The sequence below is a fragment of the Hydrogenophaga sp. genome, from assembly GCF_026125825.1.
Classification (GTDB): Bacteria; Pseudomonadota; Gammaproteobacteria; order Burkholderiales; family Burkholderiaceae_C; genus Hydrogenophaga.
Genome location: NZ_JAHCKK010000012.1, coordinates 13596 through 31145 on the forward strand (window position 1 = coordinate 13596; position 17550 = coordinate 31145).

Here is a 17550-nt window from a genome sequence, read left to right on the forward strand (position 1 = left end):
ACTTCCACTGGACGTAGAAAGAAGAAGCCGCGTGTCTCATCCCCATACCCTTTCCACGAGTTCCGCTCTTGCCTCCATGAGCCTGCGCACCAAGCTGCTGCTGCTGGTCGTCGGTGTGGTGCTGCTCGGATTTGCCGTCACCGTGATCTCGCTGACGCGCCAGGCCGGCCAGTTGCAGGAGAGCACGGCCCTCATGTACGCCGAGGAGCTGGCAAACCGCAACGCCGCGCAGGTGGCGTCCGAGCTCAACGCCACCATGACGGCGGCGCGCACCCTGGCACAGGCGCTGGGGGGCTTGAAAGCCACCGGGCAGGCCGACCGCATCGAGGCCGATGCGCTGCTGCGCCAGGTGCTGGAGGGTTCGCCTCAATTCCTGGGGGTCTGGGTGGCGTGGGAGCCCAACGCGTTCGACGGCCGCGATGCCGAGTACGTGGACAAGCCCGGTCACGACGCCACGGGCCGCTACATCCCCTACTGGAACCGGGGCACGGGTTCGGCGATGGTGGAGCCGCTGGTGGACTACGACAAGCCCGGCCCGGGCGACTACTACCAGCTGGCCAAGCGCACGGGCAAGGAAACGCTGATCGAGCCCTACAAATACACGGTGGCGGGCAAGGAAGTCCTGATCACCACCACCTCGGTGCCCATCGTGGTCAACGGCCAGTTCGTGGGGGTGGCGGGCATCGACCTGCCCCTGTCCAGCTTGCAGGAGAAGGTGCAGGCGATCCGGATCTACGACACCGGCTACGCCAGCCTGCTGTCCCACGGTGCCCTGTACGTCGGCGACCGCGATCCCGCCCATGTGGGGCAGGCGCTGACGGTGCCGGCCGAGCTGGAGGCCATGCGCAGCGCCTTGAGCGAGAACCGGCCCCAGCGCGTGCGCTACCAGCACGAGGACCTCAAGACCGAGGTGACCAGCATCTATGTGCCAGTCCGCGTGGGCAAGGACGAGTCCGCCTGGGCCTTCGCGGCCACCGTGCCGCAGGACCGCATCCTCGCCGAGGTTCGCCAGCTCAACGTCATCGCCGCGCTGCTGGGGGCGGTGTCCATCGTGGTGGTGTCGCTCGGCCTGCTCTGGGCCCTGCAGCGCCTGGTGCTGCGCCCTCTGGGCGGTGAGCCGGCCGAAGCGGTGGCGGTCAGTGCCCGCGTGGCGCGGGGCGACCTGGGCCAGCCGGTGCCTGTGCGGGCCGGGGATACCCAAAGCCTGATGGCGCAGCTGGCGATCATGCAGAAGGATTTGGCCAGCGTGGTCGGCCGCGTGCGGCGCGGTGCCGAGGCCGTGGCCACGGCCAGCGCGGAAATCTCCCAGGGCAACCAGGACCTGTCCAGCCGGACCGAGAACCAGGCCAGCGCGCTGGAAGAGACGGCGGCCTCCATGGAGCAGCTGGGCACCGCCGTGGGCCAGAACTCGGGCCACGCGCGGGAAGCCGACCAGCTGGCGCGTTCGGCCACCTCGCTGGCCGAGCAGGGCGGTGCGGCCGTGCAGCGCGTGGTGGACACCATGCAGGACATCGATGCCGGTTCGCGCAAGATCGCCGACATCATCGGCGTGATCGACGGCATCGCGTTCCAGACCAACATCCTGGCGTTGAACGCGGCGGTGGAAGCTGCGCGGGCCGGTGAACAGGGCCGGGGCTTCGCGGTCGTGGCGGGCGAGGTGCGCAGCCTGGCCACGCGCTCGGCCCAGGCCGCGCGCGAAATCAAGGCCTTGATCGGCAGCAGCGTCGAGAGCGTGGGCAACGGCACGGTGCTCGTGAACGAGGCTGGCAAGACCATGCAGGAGCTGATTGCCTCCATCCAGAAGGTCTCGCGCCTCATGTCGGACATCAGCACTGCCAGCGGCGAGCAGAGCGCGGGGGTGAGCCAGGTCGGCGAGGCGGTGGTGCAGCTGGACCAGACCACGCAGCAGAACGCCGCGCTGGTGGAGCAGATGTCGGCCGCCGCGAGCAGCCTGCGCCAGCAGGCGGACGAACTGGTGAAGACGGTGTCGGTGTTCCAGCTGGGGGGCTCCAGCCAGGGCTGAAGCCCGGTGGCCCGCTCAGGGCGGGCCGCCCATCCGCCTTCAGGCGGGATCGGCGCGGCCCGAGGCCATGTCCCACACCTTCTGCGCGATCGGGTTCTTCTGTTCTTCGATGATGTGGGCCATCAGGCCGACGGTGCGCCCGATCATCGTCAGCGCCTTGCCGAGTTCGGGCGTGAGGCCCATGTCGAGCACGATGGCGCCCTTGGCGCCGGTGGCGTTGAGCGGGATCTTGCGGCCTGAGAGGCGGGCCGCCGCTGCCGCCAGTTCCACCGCGAAGCGCGAGTAGACGCCGTAGTAGCCGCATTCGCGGGCGATCTCGAACATGCGCTCGCAGCGCGGGTCGCCGTCCACGTGGATGGGGTGGCCCACGCCAGGAATCTTCCGCTTGGCGGCCTTGTTGGCGCGCACGCATTCTTCGGCGCAGGCGCGCAACTCTTCATCGGTGTAATGGTCCTTCGGGGGCAATGCGTCGCGCAGGAAGCGCGCGGCGTACTCGATCACGCCCAGGAAGCGGCTGCCCGCGCCCAGCAGGCCCGCGGCCAGCGCACCCTGCATGGCCTCGGGGGCCCCATGCAGCGTGAGGCGCGAGGACAGCGCGCTGGGCGTGAGACCGTGGTCGGTGGCGCTGACCAGGAAGAGATTGAGCATGCGCTTGAGCGGCGGGCTGGGGAACTCGCCCAGCAGCTCCAGCGCCAGCACGTCGATGAAGTCGCGGTTGAACAGGTCGGAGACCAGGTCATGGCCCCGCACCAGGATGGTATGGGCGTCGCCGCCGCCGATCTGGCTGTCGAACATGGTGATGTTTCCTTTGCTTGAGGGATCAGGGGTGCGGTGGCTCACTCGATCACGGCATCCAGGGCGACGACGCCCTGGCCGTCGTCGAGCACGACCAGCGGATTCACTTCCAGGGACTGCACGCCCTCGCCCAGGCCGAGGAACAGCGCGGCCATGCGCTGCATGGCCTCGATCAGGGCGGCGCGGTCGCGCGCGGGCAGGCCGCGGTGGCTGGCCAGCTTTCTGGCGATGCGGGTCTTGTCGAGCGCTCGCTCCAGCACGGCTCGGCCCGCCGGCAGGTGGCAGCGGGCCACGTCGGCCTCGACCTCCACCCACACGCCGCCCGCGCCCACGCTGAGCACCGGGCCGAAGACCGCATCGCGGTGGATGCCGACCAGCATCTCCACGCCGTGGGTCACCATCTCCGAAACCAGCACGCCCCGGATGGCCTGCGGCGGCACCTGGTGGCGCCGCGCGCTGGAGAGGATGCGGTCGAAGGCCTCGCGCACCTGTTGCTCGTCGCGCAGGTGCAGGGCCACGCCACCGATCTCGCTCTTGTGCAGCACCCCGTCGGCCACCAGCTTGAGCGCCACCGGAAACCCGATGCGGCGCGCCTGCGCGGCGGCCTCGTCGGCGCTGGCGGCCTGCGCTTCATGGGGTGAGCGCACGCCGTGTTGCGCCAGCAGCGCCTTGGCCTGGGTCTCGTTGCAGGGCAGGCCGACAGCCAGCGTGACGTCCGCCGCCATGGCCGCGGTATCGCCGTCGTCATCGGGCTGGCGCGCATACCCGCTGCAGCGCTGCAAGGCCAGCGTGGCGTTGCGCAGGCTGTAGATCGGTGCGAAGCCTTCGCGCACCAGCAGCTCGTGCGCCGGGCCGCGCCGGCTGCTCATCCACACCGGCACGAAGGCCTTGGTGCCGGTGCGGGCCACGTCCAGCATGTTGCGCACCAGGCCTTCGGTGCTGGCCGCGTAGTTGGAGGTGATGGGGTAGAGCACCACGTCCACACCCGGGTCGGCGAACAGCGGCGCGAGGCAGCGCCGCGCCAGTTCGGGGTCCACCAGCGCCTTGGTGGTCAGGTCCACCGGGTTGGTCAGCGCAGCGTAGGACGGGGCGTGTTTCGCCATCTCGGCCACGGTCTCATCGCTGAGCGTGGCCATGGCCAGGCCGGCTTCGCCCACCTTGTCGGCCGACAGCACGCCCGCGCCGCCGGAGGACGAATACACACACACACGCTGCAGGCTGCGCACGCCCACGCGCGAGATCAGGCTGGCCACGTCGAGCAGCTCGTCCAGGTCCTCGACGCGGATCACGCCATGTTGCGAGAACACCGCGTCGTTGACCACGTCCTCGCCCGCCAGCGAGGCGGTGTGCGACTGGGCGGCCTTCTTGCCGAAGTCCGAGCGGCCGATCTTCAGGGCGATCAGGGGCTTGCCGGCGCGGCGCGCGGCCCGGGCCGCGGCCACGAAGCGCGCGCCGTCCTGGATGCCCTCCATCACGGTGCAGATCAGGTCGGTGCCGGGGTCGTGCGCGAGCCAGTGGATGAAGTCGGCGCTGTCGAGGTCGACCTCGTTGCCGGTGGAGAACCAGCGCGAGAAGCGCACGCCGCGCTCGTCGCCCTGCATCAGCGAGCGGCCCAGGCCGCCGCCCTGGGTCACCAGGCCGATGCGCGAGAGCGCGCCGCTGCGGCCGTCGTTGCGGAATTCGGTCGAGAAGGTCAGTCCCAGGCGGGGCGCCAGCAGCGTCATGCCCGCGCAATTGGGCCCGTAGATGCGCATGCCGGTGCGCTCGGCCAGCGCCTTCATCTCGGCCTCGACCGAGCGACCCGCTTCGCCCAGCTCGGCGAAACCGCCGGTGAACACGATGGCATAGCGCACGCCCTGCGCCGCGCAGGCGCTGAGCGTGGCGATGGCCGATTCGGCCGGCACCAGCAGCAGGGCGACATCGATGCCCTGGGCCGGTACCTCGCCGATGCTGCGGTACAGCGGCCGACCCATTAACTCGCCGCCCCTGGGGTTGACGAGGTAGACCTCGCCGCTGAAATCCGAGTGCTCCAGCAGGTTGAGCACGGTGGTGTGGCCCAGCGTGCCCGGGCTGGTGGAGGCGCCCACGACCATCACGGAGCGCGGCTGCGTCAGGCCCGCCAGGCCGTCGAATCGAACGGCGTCGTCAGCTCGGGGCGCGCTCATGCCGCCTCCGTTCTGCATTGCATGAGCGTGGTCCATTCGCTCTCCACCACGACCTCGCCGCGCTGGTTCTTCACGGTGCGTTGCATCGCCACACGGCCCGTGCCCGGGCGCTTTTTCGAAAGCGCCTTCTCGCCGATGCGCAACTCCACGTGCAGGGTGTCGCCCATGAAGACGGGCAGGCGCCACTGGCATCGCAACTCCGTGAGTGCCAGGCGGGCGCCGTCCATCAGCCGGTACACCGGCATGCGGGTGGTCAGGCCCGAGGCGATGGCCAGGGTCAGCAGGCCGTGCGCGGCGCGCTGGCCGAAGGGGTGACCCGCGGCAAACACCGCGTCGGTGTGCAGTGCGTTGTAGTCGCCCGAGAGGCCCGCGAACTGGACCACGTCCGCCTCGGTCACGGTGCGGCGCGGGCTCTCCCAGGTCTGGCCGGTGTGCAGGTCGTCGAAGTACAGGCGCCGGCCCAGGTGTTCGTCCAGGTCGAAGGGCGGGTTCATGCGTAGCGCCCTCCGGTGACGTGCACCGTCTCGCCGGTGGTGAAGCCGGCCAGGCGCGAGGCCAGGAAGGCCACCGTGGCGGCCACATCGGCCGGGTCGCCCAGGCGGGCCACGGGCGTGTTTGACTTGGCGCGCTCGGTGAGTTCGGCGTAGTCGGGGCGCTGCTGCATGCGCGGCGTGGAGATCACGCCCGGGGCGACCGCGTTGGCGGTGATGCCGAACTTGCCCGACTCCAGCGCCAGCGAACGCGTGAACCCGATCAGGCCGGCCTTGGCCGCCGAGTAGTTGGTCTGCCCCGGGTTGCCCAGGTGCGCGCGCGAGGCGATGTTGATGATGCGGCCGTGGCGCTGCGCCATCATCAGCGGCAGCACGGCGCGCGAGCAATGGAAGGCGCCCAGCAGGGTCACATCGAGCACCGCGTGCCAGTCTTCCTCGGGCATGCGCGTGAGGTAGCTGTCGCGCGCGAAGCCCGCGTTGTTGACCAGCACGTCCACCTTCTGCCAGCGCTCGATGGCCTGCTGCACGGCCAGGCCCACTTCGTCCTTGCGGGTCACGTCGGCCCGCACACCCAGCGCCTGGCCGCCCAGGGCGCTCAGTTCCGCGCAGGCGGCGTCAATCGCATCCTGGTTGGTGTCGCACACGACGACGTGGCAGCCTTCCTGCACGAAGCGCCGGGCCATGGCCAAGCCCAGCGTGCCTGCACCGCCCGTGATGAAGGCGGTGGCGTCTTTCAGTCCCAGATCCATGATCGGTCATTCCATTCAAAACAAGGGGAGGTGCGCCGCCGCAAGGCGGCGCAGGTGCCGTCAGTCGATCTGCAGCTTGGCGGTTTCCACCAGGGTCTTGGCTTCGGCGCGTTCCTTTTCCCAGAACTTGGCGAACACCTCGGGCGTGCTGCCCACCAGCGGCGTGTAGATGCGTGCGAAGCGCTCGCGCACCTCGGGTGTCTCCAGCGTCTCGCGCAGCGCCTTGGAGAACTTGTCGACGATGGGCTTGGGCGTGCCCGCGGGCATGACGACGGCCTGCCAGGTGGTCACGTTGAAGCCGGGGACGCCGGCCTCTTCCACGGTGGGGATCTCGGGCATGTCGGCCGCGCGCTTGCCGCCGCTGACCGCCAGGGCGCGCAGCGAGCCGTCCTGGATGAACGGCGCGGTGGTGGAGCGGCTGTCGACCATGAAGGTCAGGCGCCCGGCCAGCAGGTCCTGGATGGCCGGTGCGCTGCCCTTGTAGGGCACATGGGTCATGGGAGCGTTCAGGGCCAGGGCCAGCGAGGCGCCGGCGATGTGCATGGAACTGCCGTGGCCGGCCGAGCCATAGGACATCGTGGCACCCGTTTGCCGGATGCCCTGCAGCAGCTCCTGCATGGTGCGGTAGGGCGAGCTCTTGGGCACCACCACCACCAGCGGCGAGTCGGTCAGCTGGGTCACGGGCACGAAAGCCTTGCCGGGGTCGATCTTCACGCCCTTGTAGAGGTAGGTGTTGACCGCCAGCGGGCCCACGTTGGCCCACAGCGCGGTGTAGCCATCGGGCGCTGCGGTGGCCACGGCCTGGTTGGCGATGTTCCCGTTGGCGCCGGGCTTGTAGTCCGGCACCACCGGCTGGCCCAGGCGGCGGGCGAGTTCTTCCTGCACCATCTTGAAGGCGATGTCCGACGCGCCGCCGGGTGCGAAGCCGATCACCATGCGGATGGGCTTGTCGGGCCATTCGGCCAGGGCGCTGCCCGCGAGCGTGCACGCCGCGAGGCCGAAGAAGAGGGTCTTGCTGAGTTTCATGGTGGTCTCCTGGTTGAAAGGGCTTACACGCTCATGTCGTACTTGACGTTCTTGAGCTGGGTGTTTTCGTAGATCGCTTCCAGTCCGCGCTCCTTGCCGATGCCGGATTGCTTGTAGCCGCCGAAGGGCGCGTCGAACGAGGTGCGCACGCCGGTGTTGATCGCGACGCTGCCGGTCTGCAGGCCGTGGGCCATGCGCAGCGCGCGCCCGCCGTCGCGCGTGAACAGCACGGCGGCCAGGCCATAGCGCGAGTCGTTGGCGATGTCGAGCGCCTGCGCTTCGTCGCTGAAGCCGATGACCGATTGCACCGGGCCGAAGATCTCGTCCTGCGCGGACTGCATGCGGTTGTGCGAATTCAGCAGCAGCGTGGGCCGCACGAAGAACCCGGCGGCCGTGGTGGCGTCGAGCGCCATCTGCCCGGATGCGGCGGGCAGGGCGCCTTCGCTGCCGGCGAGCTCGATGTATTGCTCCACGCGCTGCTTCTGCGCCGCGCTCACCAGGGGGCCCATCTCGGTGGACGGGTCGGTCGGCGAGCCCACCCGCACGGTGGCGAGCCGCCGTTGCAGGCGGTCGAGGAATTCGTCCCGGATGCCGTCCTGCACCAGCAGGCGCGTGCAGGCGATGCACACCTGGCCCGAGTTCTTGATCAGGTCGCCCGCGGCCACGGCCACGGCTTGGTCCAGGGGCGCGTCGTCGAAGACGATGAGGGGCGATTTGCCGCCGAGCTCCAGGGTCACGCGCTTGACGTCGTCGGCGGTGGCGGCCAGGATGCGAGCCCCGGTCACGGTGCCGCCGGTGAACGAGACCCGCGAGACCAGCGGGTGCGTCACCAGCCGCTGGCCCACGGTGGCGCCCGGGCCGTTGACCACGTTCACCACGCCGGCGGGAAACCCGGCTTCTTCGAACAGCCGCGCCAGCGCCATGGTGGACAGCGGCGTCACCTCCGAGGGCTTGAGGACCACCGTGTTGCCCGCCGCCAATGCCGGCCCGAGCTTGTTGACGGTGAGCGTCATCGGGTAGTTCCAGGGCATCACCAGCGCGCACACGCCCAGGGGTTCGCGCAGGGTGAAGTTGAGCACGCCGGGCTGGCCCATCGGGATGGTCTCGCCCCGCACGGCCGGGATGATGCCGGCGAAGTACGTCAGCGATGCGGGCATGGCCTTGAGCGAGTCCAGCGAGTGCGCGATGGGCTTGCCCACGTTCAGGGTCTCAAGCCAGGCGATCTTTTCGCGGTCGCGCTCGAACAGCTCGGCCAGGCGCCGCAGCAGCCGGCCGCGTTCGGCGGGCGTGGTCTTGCGCCAGTGCTTTCGATAGGCCTCGTGGGCGGCGTTGACGGCCGCGTCCACGTCGGACGCGGTGGCTTCGTGCACCTGCGCCAGCACCTGACCCGTGGCGGGGTTGAGGGTGTCGAAGGTGCGGCCTTGCGCGCCGGCGGTCCAGCGCTCGCCGATGAGCAGTTCGTAGGGCCGGTGGTCGACAACGTTCATGGGGAAACTCCAGGGTGGGCCATCTGCAGGTACAGCGAGCGGATGTCTTCGTGCGCCAGGGGGCGCGGGTTCAGGGGCGTGGAGGCGCTCTGCAGCGCCTGCGTCGCGAGTTCGCCGGCCTCGTGCGCCGACAGGCGCAGATCGGCGAAGCGCGTGGCGATGCCGCCGAGCCCGGCCAGGGCCTCCACCGCCTCGATCAAGGCCAGCGCGTCGCGCAGCGCGTCGCCGGTGTTCGCCATGCCCAGCGCGCGGGCGGCGTCCGCGTAGGGGCGGGCGTGGGTCTGCACCGTGTGGCGCGCCACCACGCTGAACACCGGCGCCAGCACTTCGGCGTGCGTGAGGTGCATCCGCGCCTCCAGCGGCGTGCACAGGCCGTGCACCGCGTCCACCTTGTTCAGGCCGATGGCCACGCCCGCGAGGTAGGCGCCCATCTGCATGTCGGCGCGGGCCTGCAGGCTGTCGGGCTGGCTCAGCACGGCGGGCAGCGCAGGCAGGCAGATGCGCAGCGCGTGCAGGGCCAGGGCCTTGCCGACCGGCGAAGGGTCGGTGTTGACCCAGCTGCCCAGCGCGTGCAGCACCGCGTCGAAGCCGCCGTGCGCCGTGGGGCGCGGTGGCAGGCCCAGTGTCAGCGAGGGCTGCAAGGCCACGATCGCCGGGCGGGTGCGCAGCGAGCGGTACAGGTGCTTGCGGCCATCGTCGCCCTGGATCAGCGCGGCCGAGCTGCTTTCGCTGCCGGTGCCCGAGGTGGTCGGTACCGCGAGCAGCAGGGCGTCCTGGGGCGTCGCGGGCGCGGCCAGCCAGGCCAGGCCGCGCGGGGCCTGCAGCTCTTCCACCTCCAGGCCGCCGGCCAGGCCGGCCAGCACCACCTTGGCCACGTCGATCGCGCTGCCGCCGCCCACGGCGATGAGGCTGCCGCAGCCCAGGTGCCGTGCGGTGTGCAGCGCCTCGCGCACCTGGGCCAGCGTGGGGTTGGGCACCACACCGTCGTACACCTGCCAGGACAGCCCGGGCACGGCGCCGAGCGCGGCTTGCACGGTCGGGCCGACGGCGCGCCACACCAGCGGGTCGGTGACGACCAGGGGCTGGCGAAGGCGCGGCCCGGCGGCGCGCAGGGCGCGCTCCAGCGCATCGGCGCCCCAGTGGCTGTGGCCAGGCCAGGCGACGCCTCCGCCAGGGGGCGCGGCGGTGGTCTGCGGCAGGGGGTTGATCTCGTCCGTCATTCTGTTTATAATTTGCACAGCGAATTGATAACTCGCTTAGTGAATTGATCATACGAAAGGCGGCATCTCCATGTCAAGCAACGGCACGTCCACGGGGTCTGAGGAAGGGGCCGAGCCCGACCGCCAATTCGTCACGGCGCTCGCCCGCGGGCTGGAGGTGCTGCGCTGTTTCGATGCCGAGCGGCGCATGCTCGGCACCACAGAGATCGCTCACCTCACCGGGCTGGCGCAACCCACCGTCTGGCGGCTGTGCCACACGCTGCAGAAGACGGGTTTTCTGAGCCCGGTGCCGGGCAAGGACAAGCTGCAGCTGGGCGCGGCGGTGATCGCGCTGGGCGCGGCCGCGCTGGCCGGGCAGGAGGCGCTGGAGGTCATCCGGCCGCGGCTGCAGGCGCTGGCCGACCGGTACCAGGTGGCGGTGGCCCTGGGGCGCAGGGACGGCGACAGCATCGTCTACCTGCTGCGCTGCCAGGGCAATTCGCCGCTGCTGATGAACCTGCGTGTGGGCTCGCGCATCCCGCTGTTCCACAGCGCGATCGGCTGGGCCTACCTGGCCTCGTGCACGGCCGAAGAGCGCGCGCAGCTGCTGGCCGAGGCGGGCGAAGCGGCGCACGAGCCGGCCGAGCGGCAGGCGCTGGCCCAGGCCATCGCGCTGTACCCGCAGCGCGGCTTCACGTACCACGAGCGCCCCCGGCACCAGATCAACACCGTGGCGTCGGCCATCGAGTTGCCCGCAGGGGAGCGCTATGTGATCAGCTGCGGTGGCCCGGCGACGCTGCTGCCTCAGGCGCTGATGCTCGAAGAAGTGGGGCCGCTGCTGCGCCAGCTGGCGCTGGAGCTGCATCCGATCCTGCTGATGGGGCGGCACGTATGAGCGAGATGGCCGGGATTCCGGACCGCCTGCCCACGCGCCTGACCGAGCTGCTGGGCATCCGCTGGCCCTTGCTGCTGGGCGGCATGATGTGGCTCTCGGATGCGCGCCTCGTGGCCGCCATGGTGCGCGCCGGTGGGATGGGCTTCATCACCGCGCGCAGCTCGCGCACCGACGAGGCGTTCCGCCAGCAGTTGCGGGACTGCCGGGCGCTGACCGAGGGCCTGCCGTTCGGCGTGAACCTCACGCTCTCGCGCCGTGCGGCGCAGAACGACGTGATGCTGACGCGCCTGCGCATGGCGCTCGAAGAGGGCGTGCGGATCTTCGAGACGGCGGGCTTGCCGCCCACGCCCCTGCTGCCCGAGATCAAGGCCGCCGGCGCGGTCGTCGTCCACAAATGCGCGCACGTCCGCCATGCGGTGGCTGCGCAGAACATGGGGGTGGACGCGGTCACGCTGGTGGGCATGGAAGAGGGCGGCCACCCGGGCAACAACCAGCTGCCCACCTTTCTCAATGGGGCCTACGCGCTGGAGCGCCTGCAGGTGCCGCTGGCGCTGGGCGGCGGCATCGGCCACGGCCGGCAGATCGCCGCCGCGCTGGCCCTGGGGGCCGATGCGGTGGTGATGGGCAGCGTCTTCACATCGGCGGTGGAAACGCCTGCGCACCCGGCCTACAAGCAGCGCGTGGTGGCCACCGACGAGCACGGCACCCGCGCCGTGCTCGGCAGCCTGGGCGATACCTGGCGCGTCATCGACAACGACAACGCGCGCAAGGTCGCCGCGCTGGAGCAGGCGGGCGCCAGCAGCTATGCGGCTTTCGGTGAGCTGATCAGCGGCGAGCGCACGCAGGCCCTGGCCTACCACGCGGGCCAGCACGAGGAAGGCATGCTCTCCATGGGACCCGCCGTGGGTTTTGCGCGCGCGATCGAGCCGGTGGCCAGCATCGTGCAGCGGCTGCAGCGGGAATGCGTGCAGGCGGGGCGGCAGTTCCAACGCCTGCCGCTCCTTGCCTAGGCGCGCTCGGACCCGACGCGCAGGCCCTCCCGCCAGTCGCGGGCCTGGTTGACGATGAAGTCGATCAGCGTCCTGGTGGCCAGGGTCTGGAAGCGGCCCGGCATGCGCAGCAGGAACATGCGCGAGCCAAACACGCTCAGCCGCCAGCCGTCCAGGGCCGTGACCACGCGGCCCTCGGCGACATCCTGGTCGACCACGTAGTCGGGCACCAGGCCCACGCCCAGGCCGGCCAGGATGGCTTCGCGCAGAAACTGGAAGTTCTCGGACGCCAGGGTGGGGCGCTGGCTCAGCTCGTGCCGCTCCTCGCCGCGGTAGGCGCAGACCCGCAGCTCGCGCCCGGTCACGGCGGCGGTGATCAACGGCACGCGCGCCAGGTCTTCGAGCGTGTGGGGCATGGCCTGCGACCGCGCGTACTCGACCGAGGCGCAGACGACGTAGCGCACCGGCGCCAGTTCCGTGGCCACCAGCTGCTGCGGGGGTTCGGACATCACCCGCACCGCCACGTCCACCTCCTCGTGCAGCAGGTCGTCGACGCGGTTGTCGAACAGCAGTTCCAGTGCGATGTCGGGGTAGCGGCGCTTGAAGTCGATCAGCCAGCCCGACATCACCAGGTGCCCGAAGCCGGTGGGCACGCTCAGGCGCACCGAGCCGTGCAGCGATCGCCCGAAGGTCGCCACCGACTCGCGCGCCGCCATCAACTCGTCGCGCACCACCCTGCCGTGCCGGTACAGGCGCTCGCCCACTTCGGTCAGCGCCACGCGCCGGCTGGTTCGCCGCATGAGTTGCTGGCCCAGCGATTTCTCCAGCTGGGCGAGGTGGTAGCTGATGTTGGCGCGGCTCATCTTCAACTGCCGGGCGGCCGAGCTGAGGTTGCCGGCCTCGACGATGTCCACAAAGAGCACGAGCGCGTTGGAGTCCATGGTTGAACGTCAAATAATTCTTGACGTATTGTTCATGGTTTTTGTGATTGTCAAGCGGCATTGATAGGTCAACAATCCGGCTCCCCACAGGAGATGACGATGGCGCAGGACCCCGAGACCTTTCAATTGCTCAAGGAGAGCGTGCACCGCTTCGTGCGCGAGCGGCTCATGCCCGCCGAAGACGAGGTGGAAGCGAACGACGAGGTGCCCGCAGGCATCGTGGCCGACATGAAGGCGCTGGGGCTGTTCGGCCTTTCGATCCCCGAGGCGTTCGGCGGCATCGGCCTGAGCATGGCGCAGGAATGCGAGGTCGCCTACGAGCTGGGCCACACCGCGCTGGCGTTCCGCTCGGTGGTGGGCACCAACATCGGGATCGGTTCGCAAGGCATCCTGATGGATGGCACGCCGGCGCAGAAGGCCGAGTACCTGCCCCGCATCGCCAGCGGCGAGCTGATCGTGTCTTTCGCGCTCACCGAGCCCGATGCCGGCTCGGACGCCGCCTCCCTCAAGACCCAGGGCGTGCGCGACGGCGACGACTACCTTCTGAGCGGCACCAAGCGCTTCATCACCAACGCCCCGCGCGCTGGCGCCTTCACGCTGATGGCGCGCACCGAGGGCGCGGGCGCAGGCGGCATCACCGCGTTCATCGTCCCGGCGGGGCTGCCGGGGCTCTCGCTGGGCCCGCCCGACAGGAAGATGGGGCAGCGCGGCACCAAGACCTGCGACGTGTACCTGGACCAGGTGCGCGTGCCCGCGGCGAACATCATCGGTGGCCAGCCCGGCAAGGGCTTCAAGACCGCGATGAAGGTGCTGGACCGGGGCCGGCTGCACCTGTCGGCGCTGGCCTGTGGCATGGCCAGCCGCATCCTGCGCGAAAGCATCGCCTACGCGCAACAGCGCAGGCAGTTCGGCCAGCGCATCGGCGACTTCCAGCTGGTGCAGGCCATGCTGGCCGACAGCCAGGCCGAGCTGCACGCTGGCTGGGCGCTGGTGCAGTCGGTGGCGGCGCGCTACGACGCCAAGCCCTTTGGCGCGCCCGATGCCGAAGTGAGCATGCAGGCCTCGTGCGCCAAGATGTTCACCACCGAGATGGTGGGCCGCGTGGCCGATCGTGGCGTGCAGATCCACGGTGGATCGGGCTACATCAACGACTGCAAGGTGGAGCGCTTCTACCGCGACGTTCGCCTGCTGCGGCTGTACGAGGGCACGACCCAGATCCAGCAGGTGGTCATCGGCAAGCACCTGATGAAGGCGGCCTGAGGCCTGCGCCGGCGTGAACGCCTCAGCGCGACGTGCTCGTGGGAATGCGGTTGCGCCCTGCCAGGCCGTGCGTCACGCGGGCGGCCCATGCCGCTGCCGGGTTCAGTCCCCGCCCAGCCAGCGCGAGGGCCAGGCGCCGGAGCGGGCCATGTCGCGAACGACCTCGTGCACCAGGGCATGGACCGCCACGGCCGCGTTGGTGGCAGGCCGCATCACGCTGGTGGCGCGCACCACGCGCCGCGACATGCTCGGGCTGTCGATGACGATGGTGCGCAATCGCCCCGCGGCGACTTCTTCGGCCACCGACATGGCGGGCAGGATGGTGCCGCCGATGCCGGCCTCCACCGCGCGCTTGACGCTGCCCAGCGATTCGATCTCGGCCACCACGTCGAGCCGCAGGCCTTGGGGGGCGCAGGCATCGTCGATGATGCGCCGCAGCCCATGCTCGACGCCCGGCAGCACCAGCGGCCAGTCGGGCAGGCGCTCCAGAGGCAGTTTGCGCGGTGTGCGCGCGCCGCTGTTGCGGGTCACCAGCACCAGGCGGTCATCGAGCAGCGCCCGCTTGCTCAGCCCGGGCTCTGCGGCGTCGCCATACAGCAGGGCGATATCGAGCCGACCCGCCAGCAGCCACTCGCGAAGAAAGCCGCTGTAGGCCTCCACCAGCTTCAGCCGCACACCGGGCAGGCGGTCGCGGCAGGCGAGCAGGATAGGCAGGGTGGCGGCCAGGGCCACCGTGGTCGGCAGTCCGATGGCCACGTCGCCCTGCGGCGCGGACAGCGTCTCGCGCACGGCCAGCCGCGCGCGTTCGGCATCCATCAGCACCAGCTTGGCGTGGGTGAGAAACAGCCGGCCGGCTTCGGTCAGGGCCATGCCTCTGCTGGAGCGCTCGAAGAGTTTCGCGCCCACCTCGTGTTCCAGCGCCGCGATCTGCTGGCCGAGCGCAGGCTGCGCGACATGCAACCTGCCCGAGGCCTTGAGCAGGCTGCCGGCTTCGCTTACCCCCACGAAATAGCGCAATTGCCTCAGCTCCATCACCGGTCCCCGCTAGGTGAAATCCATATAGGAAGTAGCCGGATGAAGTATTTCACAGATAGCCAGGAAGTGCCCAGAATGCCCTCTTGGCTGCCACGCCCGCGCGAACCCGAAGGAGATCCATGTTCCATGAAATCGACGACCACCAGGACATCCGCGATGCGGTGCGCCAACTCTGCAGCCAGTATCCCGACGCGTACTTCCGCGAGGTTGACGCGCAAAAGGCCTACCCGGCGCAATTTGTCGATGCGCTGATGCAGGCTGGCTGGCTGGCGGCCATGATTCCCGAGGCCTACGGCGGCACCGGGCTGGGGCTGACGGCGGCGACGGTGATCATGGAGGAGATCAACCGCTCGGGCGGCAATGCGGGCGCGGTGCATGGCCAGATGTACAACATGGGCACGCTGCTGCGCCACGGCAGCAGCGCGCAGAAGCAGAAGTACCTGCCCGAGATCGCCGCGGGCAGGCTGCGCATCCAGTCCATGGCGGTCACCGAGCCCACCACCGGCACCGACACGACCAAGATCAAGACCACCGCCGTGAGGAAGGACGGCCGCTACGTGATCAACGGGCAGAAGGTGTGGATCTCGCGTGTCCAGCATTCGGACCTGATGATCCTGCTGGCGCGCACCACGCCCCTGGCCGAGGTGAAGAAGAAGTCCGAAGGCATGTCGGTCTTCATCGTCGACCTGCGCGACGCGATCGGCCAAGGCCTCACGGTCCGGCCCATCCCGAACCTGGTCAACCACGAGACCAACGAACTGTTTTTCGAGAACCTCGAGATTCCCGAAGAGAACCTGATCGGCGAGGAGGGTCGCGGCTTCAAGTACATCCTCGATGGCCTGAACGCCGAGCGCACGCTGATCGCGGCCGAATGCATTGGCGACGGCTACTGGTTCATCGAGCGCGCGCGCAAGTACGCCAACGAGCGCATCGTGTTCGACCGCCCGATCGGCCAGAACCAGGGCGTTCAGTTTCCCATCGCCGACGCCTTCATCGAGGTGGAGGCCGCCAACCTCATGCGCTTCGAGGCCGCGCGCCGCTTTGACGCGCGCCAGGACTGCGGCGCCCAGGCCAACATGGCCAAGTACCTGGCGGCCAAGGCCTCCTGGGAGGCGGCCAACGTGTGCCTGCAGACGCATGGGGGTTTTGGCTTCGCCAACGAATACGACGTCGAGCGCAAGTTCCGCGAGACGCGGCTCTACCAGGTGGCGCCGATCTCCACCAACCTGATCTACGCCTACGTGGCCGAGCACATCCTCGGTTTGCCCCGTTCCTTCTGAGCGCGAGGCCCGCATGAACCGACCGCTGGAGGGCATCACCGTCGTGACGCTGGAGCACGCGATCGCGGCGCCTTTCTGCACGCGCCAGCTGGCCGACCTGGGCGCGCGGGTGATCAAGGTGGAGCGCCCTGGCAGTGGCGACTTCGCGCGGGCCTACGACGCACGCGTGCGCGGCATGGCCTCGCATTTCGTGTGGGCCAACCGTTCCAAGGAAAGCCTCACGCTGGATGTGAAGCACCCCGAGGCGCAGAAGGTGCTGGCCCGCCTGCTCGAGGAGGCCGACGTGCTGGTGCAGAACCTCGCGCCGGGGGCCGCGGCTCGGCTCGGCCTGTCGTTCGACGCCTTGCACCCGACGCATCCGAAGCTCATCGTCTGCGACATCTCGGGCTACGGCGACGGCGGCCCGTACCGCGACAAGAAGGCCTACGACCTCTTGATCCAGAGCGAGTCCGGCTTTCTCTCGGTCACGGGCTCGCCCGATGAGCCGGCCAAGGCCGGGTGCTCCATCGCCGACATCGCCGCCGCCATGTACGCCTACAGCAACATCCTCGCGGCCCTGCTGCAGCGGGGCCGGACGGGCCTGGGCAGCCGGATCGATGTGTCCATGCTGGAGAGCATGGTCGAGTGGATGGGCTTCCCGCTGTACTACGCCTTCGATGGGGCGGCCCCGCCACCGCGGGCGGGCGCTTCGCACGCCACCATTGAACCCTATGGCCCTTTCGAGGCGCGCGGCGGCACCGCGGTGATGCTGGGCCTGCAGAACGAACGCGAGTGGGCGGCTTTCTGCAAGCTCGTGCTCCTGCAGCCCGACCTGGCCAGCGACGAGCGCTTTGCATCCAACGCCCGCCGTGTGGCTCACCGCGAGGCGCTGCGCGCGATCATCCTGGCGACCTTTGCCGAGCTCACCGCCGACGACGTGGTGCAACGGCTGGAGCAGGCGCAGATCGCCAACGCCCGCGTCAACAACATGCACGGTGTCTGGGCGCACCCGCAGCTCAAGGCGCGCGGACGCTGGACCGAGGTGTCCACGCCCCAGGGGCCCATCCCCGCTCTGCTGCCGCCCGGGCGCGCGCAGGCCGACGGTGTGCGCATGGACGGTGTGCCGGGGCTGGGCGAGCACACCGATGCGATCCTTCAGGCGCTGGGGTGGAGCGCCGAGGCGATGGAGGCGATGCGCCGCGAGGGCGCGATCTGACGCCCCCGGCCCCGCCGGTC

The 17550-nt window shown here is 69.9% G+C and carries 15 protein-coding genes; 6 read left to right on the forward strand and 9 right to left on the reverse strand.

Annotation, left to right across the window (positions count from 1 at the left end; all coding sequences use genetic code 11):
* Window positions 1-76 precede the first annotated feature (76 nt).
* Window positions 77-2023: a methyl-accepting chemotaxis protein gene (locus KIT86_RS06815; protein WP_297396469.1), complete on the forward strand. Its 1947-nt coding sequence runs from the start codon at window positions 77-79 to the stop codon at window positions 2021-2023.
* Window positions 2024-2062: 39 nt separating this feature from the next.
* On the opposite strand, the gene KIT86_RS06820 is transcribed toward KIT86_RS06815, so the two are convergent.
* The 7 genes from KIT86_RS06820 to KIT86_RS06850 are packed head-to-tail and all read right to left on the reverse strand — an operon-like array spanning window position 2063 to window position 9956.
* Window positions 2063-2818 (reverse strand): citryl-CoA lyase, encoded by a 756-nt coding sequence (locus KIT86_RS06820; protein ID WP_297396472.1) that lies wholly within the window; start codon window positions 2816-2818, stop codon window positions 2063-2065.
* A 41-nt stretch (window positions 2819-2859) separates the two neighbouring features.
* The gene (locus KIT86_RS06825) at window positions 2860-4983 is read right to left on the reverse strand and encodes an acetate--CoA ligase family protein (protein WP_297396475.1); all 2124 of its coding nucleotides are present in this window, start codon (window positions 4981-4983) and stop codon (window positions 2860-2862) included.
* Window positions 4980-5477 (reverse strand): MaoC/PaaZ C-terminal domain-containing protein, encoded by a 498-nt coding sequence (locus tag KIT86_RS06830; RefSeq protein WP_297396478.1) that lies wholly within the window; start codon window positions 5475-5477, stop codon window positions 4980-4982. Before KIT86_RS06830 ends, KIT86_RS06825 begins: the two co-directional genes overlap by 4 nt.
* Entirely contained in the window at window positions 5474-6223 is a 750-nt protein-coding gene (gene fabG / locus KIT86_RS06835) for a 3-oxoacyl-ACP reductase FabG (protein ID WP_297396480.1), read from the reverse strand. The genes KIT86_RS06830 and fabG overlap by 4 nt, the downstream gene beginning before the upstream one ends.
* A 60-nt stretch (window positions 6224-6283) precedes the next feature.
* Window positions 6284-7249, reverse strand: a complete 966-nt coding sequence (locus KIT86_RS06840) for a tripartite tricarboxylate transporter substrate binding protein (protein ID WP_297396482.1) — start codon at window positions 7247-7249, stop codon at window positions 6284-6286.
* Between the two features lie 23 nt (window positions 7250-7272).
* Window positions 7273-8736: an aldehyde dehydrogenase family protein gene (locus KIT86_RS06845; RefSeq protein WP_297396485.1), complete on the reverse strand. Its 1464-nt coding sequence runs from the start codon at window positions 8734-8736 to the stop codon at window positions 7273-7275.
* Window positions 8733-9956 carry an iron-containing alcohol dehydrogenase family protein gene (locus KIT86_RS06850; RefSeq protein ID WP_297396488.1) on the reverse strand — a complete coding sequence of 408 codons (1224 nt, stop codon included), beginning with the start codon at window positions 9954-9956 and terminating at the stop codon, window positions 8733-8735. The genes KIT86_RS06845 and KIT86_RS06850 overlap by 4 nt, the downstream gene beginning before the upstream one ends.
* Window positions 9957-10026: 70 nt before the next feature.
* Between KIT86_RS06850 and KIT86_RS06855 the strand changes: the two genes are divergently transcribed.
* The gene (locus tag KIT86_RS06855; RefSeq protein WP_297396490.1) at window positions 10027-10830 is read left to right on the forward strand and encodes an IclR family transcriptional regulator; all 804 of its coding nucleotides are present in this window, start codon (window positions 10027-10029) and stop codon (window positions 10828-10830) included.
* Window positions 10827-11840: a nitronate monooxygenase gene (locus KIT86_RS06860; protein ID WP_297396493.1), complete on the forward strand. Its 1014-nt coding sequence runs from the start codon at window positions 10827-10829 to the stop codon at window positions 11838-11840. Before KIT86_RS06855 ends, KIT86_RS06860 begins: the two co-directional genes overlap by 4 nt.
* On the opposite strand, the gene KIT86_RS06865 is transcribed toward KIT86_RS06860, so the two are convergent.
* Complete coding sequence (locus tag KIT86_RS06865; RefSeq protein ID WP_297396496.1) at window positions 11837-12760, reverse strand: LysR family transcriptional regulator; 924 nt, start codon at window positions 12758-12760, stop codon at window positions 11837-11839. The genes KIT86_RS06860 and KIT86_RS06865 overlap by 4 nt on opposite strands.
* Before the next feature lie 99 nt (window positions 12761-12859).
* On the opposite strand from KIT86_RS06865, the gene KIT86_RS06870 reads away from it, so the two are divergent.
* Window positions 12860-14020 (forward strand): acyl-CoA dehydrogenase family protein, encoded by a 1161-nt coding sequence (locus KIT86_RS06870; protein WP_297396499.1) that lies wholly within the window; start codon window positions 12860-12862, stop codon window positions 14018-14020.
* Window positions 14021-14122: 102 nt separating this feature from the next.
* Here KIT86_RS06870 and KIT86_RS06875 read toward each other — a convergent pair whose 3' ends face one another.
* Window positions 14123-15052, reverse strand: a complete 930-nt coding sequence (locus tag KIT86_RS06875; RefSeq protein ID WP_297396503.1) for a LysR substrate-binding domain-containing protein — start codon at window positions 15050-15052, stop codon at window positions 14123-14125.
* Window positions 15053-15174: 122 nt separating this feature from the next.
* On the opposite strand from KIT86_RS06875, the gene KIT86_RS06880 reads away from it, so the two are divergent.
* Window positions 15175-16335 carry an acyl-CoA dehydrogenase family protein gene (locus KIT86_RS06880; protein WP_297396506.1) on the forward strand — a complete coding sequence of 387 codons (1161 nt, stop codon included), beginning with the start codon at window positions 15175-15177 and terminating at the stop codon, window positions 16333-16335.
* A gap of 13 nt (window positions 16336-16348) precedes the next feature.
* Window positions 16349-17530 (forward strand): CaiB/BaiF CoA-transferase family protein, encoded by a 1182-nt coding sequence (locus tag KIT86_RS06885; protein WP_297396509.1) that lies wholly within the window; start codon window positions 16349-16351, stop codon window positions 17528-17530.
* Window positions 17531-17550: the final 20 nt, after the last annotated feature.

Bases quoted from the DNA above. Each gene is read 5' to 3' on its own strand.
- KIT86_RS06815 (WP_297396469.1), top strand. From the start codon at position 77: ATGAGCCTGCGCACCAAGCTGCTGCTGCTGGTCGTCGGTGTGGTGCTG.
- KIT86_RS06820 (WP_297396472.1), bottom strand. From the start codon at position 2,818: ATGTTCGACAGCCAGATCGGCGGCGGCGACGCCCATACCATCCTGGTG.
- KIT86_RS06825 (WP_297396475.1), bottom strand. From the start codon at position 4,983: ATGAGCGCGCCCCGAGCTGACGACGCCGTTCGATTCGACGGCCTGGCG.
- KIT86_RS06830 (WP_297396478.1), bottom strand. From the start codon at position 5,477: ATGAACCCGCCCTTCGACCTGGACGAACACCTGGGCCGGCGCCTGTAC.
- fabG (WP_297396480.1), bottom strand. From the start codon at position 6,223: ATGGATCTGGGACTGAAAGACGCCACCGCCTTCATCACGGGCGGTGCA.
- KIT86_RS06840 (WP_297396482.1), bottom strand. From the start codon at position 7,249: ATGAAACTCAGCAAGACCCTCTTCTTCGGCCTCGCGGCGTGCACGCTC.
- KIT86_RS06845 (WP_297396485.1), bottom strand. From the start codon at position 8,736: ATGAACGTTGTCGACCACCGGCCCTACGAACTGCTCATCGGCGAGCGC.
- KIT86_RS06850 (WP_297396488.1), bottom strand. From the start codon at position 9,956: ATGACGGACGAGATCAACCCCCTGCCGCAGACCACCGCCGCGCCCCCT.
- KIT86_RS06855 (WP_297396490.1), top strand. From the start codon at position 10,027: ATGTCAAGCAACGGCACGTCCACGGGGTCTGAGGAAGGGGCCGAGCCC.
- KIT86_RS06860 (WP_297396493.1), top strand. From the start codon at position 10,827: ATGAGCGAGATGGCCGGGATTCCGGACCGCCTGCCCACGCGCCTGACC.
- KIT86_RS06865 (WP_297396496.1), bottom strand. From the start codon at position 12,760: ATGGACTCCAACGCGCTCGTGCTCTTTGTGGACATCGTCGAGGCCGGC.
- KIT86_RS06870 (WP_297396499.1), top strand. From the start codon at position 12,860: ATGGCGCAGGACCCCGAGACCTTTCAATTGCTCAAGGAGAGCGTGCAC.
- KIT86_RS06875 (WP_297396503.1), bottom strand. From the start codon at position 15,052: ATGGAGCTGAGGCAATTGCGCTATTTCGTGGGGGTAAGCGAAGCCGGC.
- KIT86_RS06880 (WP_297396506.1), top strand. From the start codon at position 15,175: ATGTTCCATGAAATCGACGACCACCAGGACATCCGCGATGCGGTGCGC.
- KIT86_RS06885 (WP_297396509.1), top strand. From the start codon at position 16,349: ATGAACCGACCGCTGGAGGGCATCACCGTCGTGACGCTGGAGCACGCG.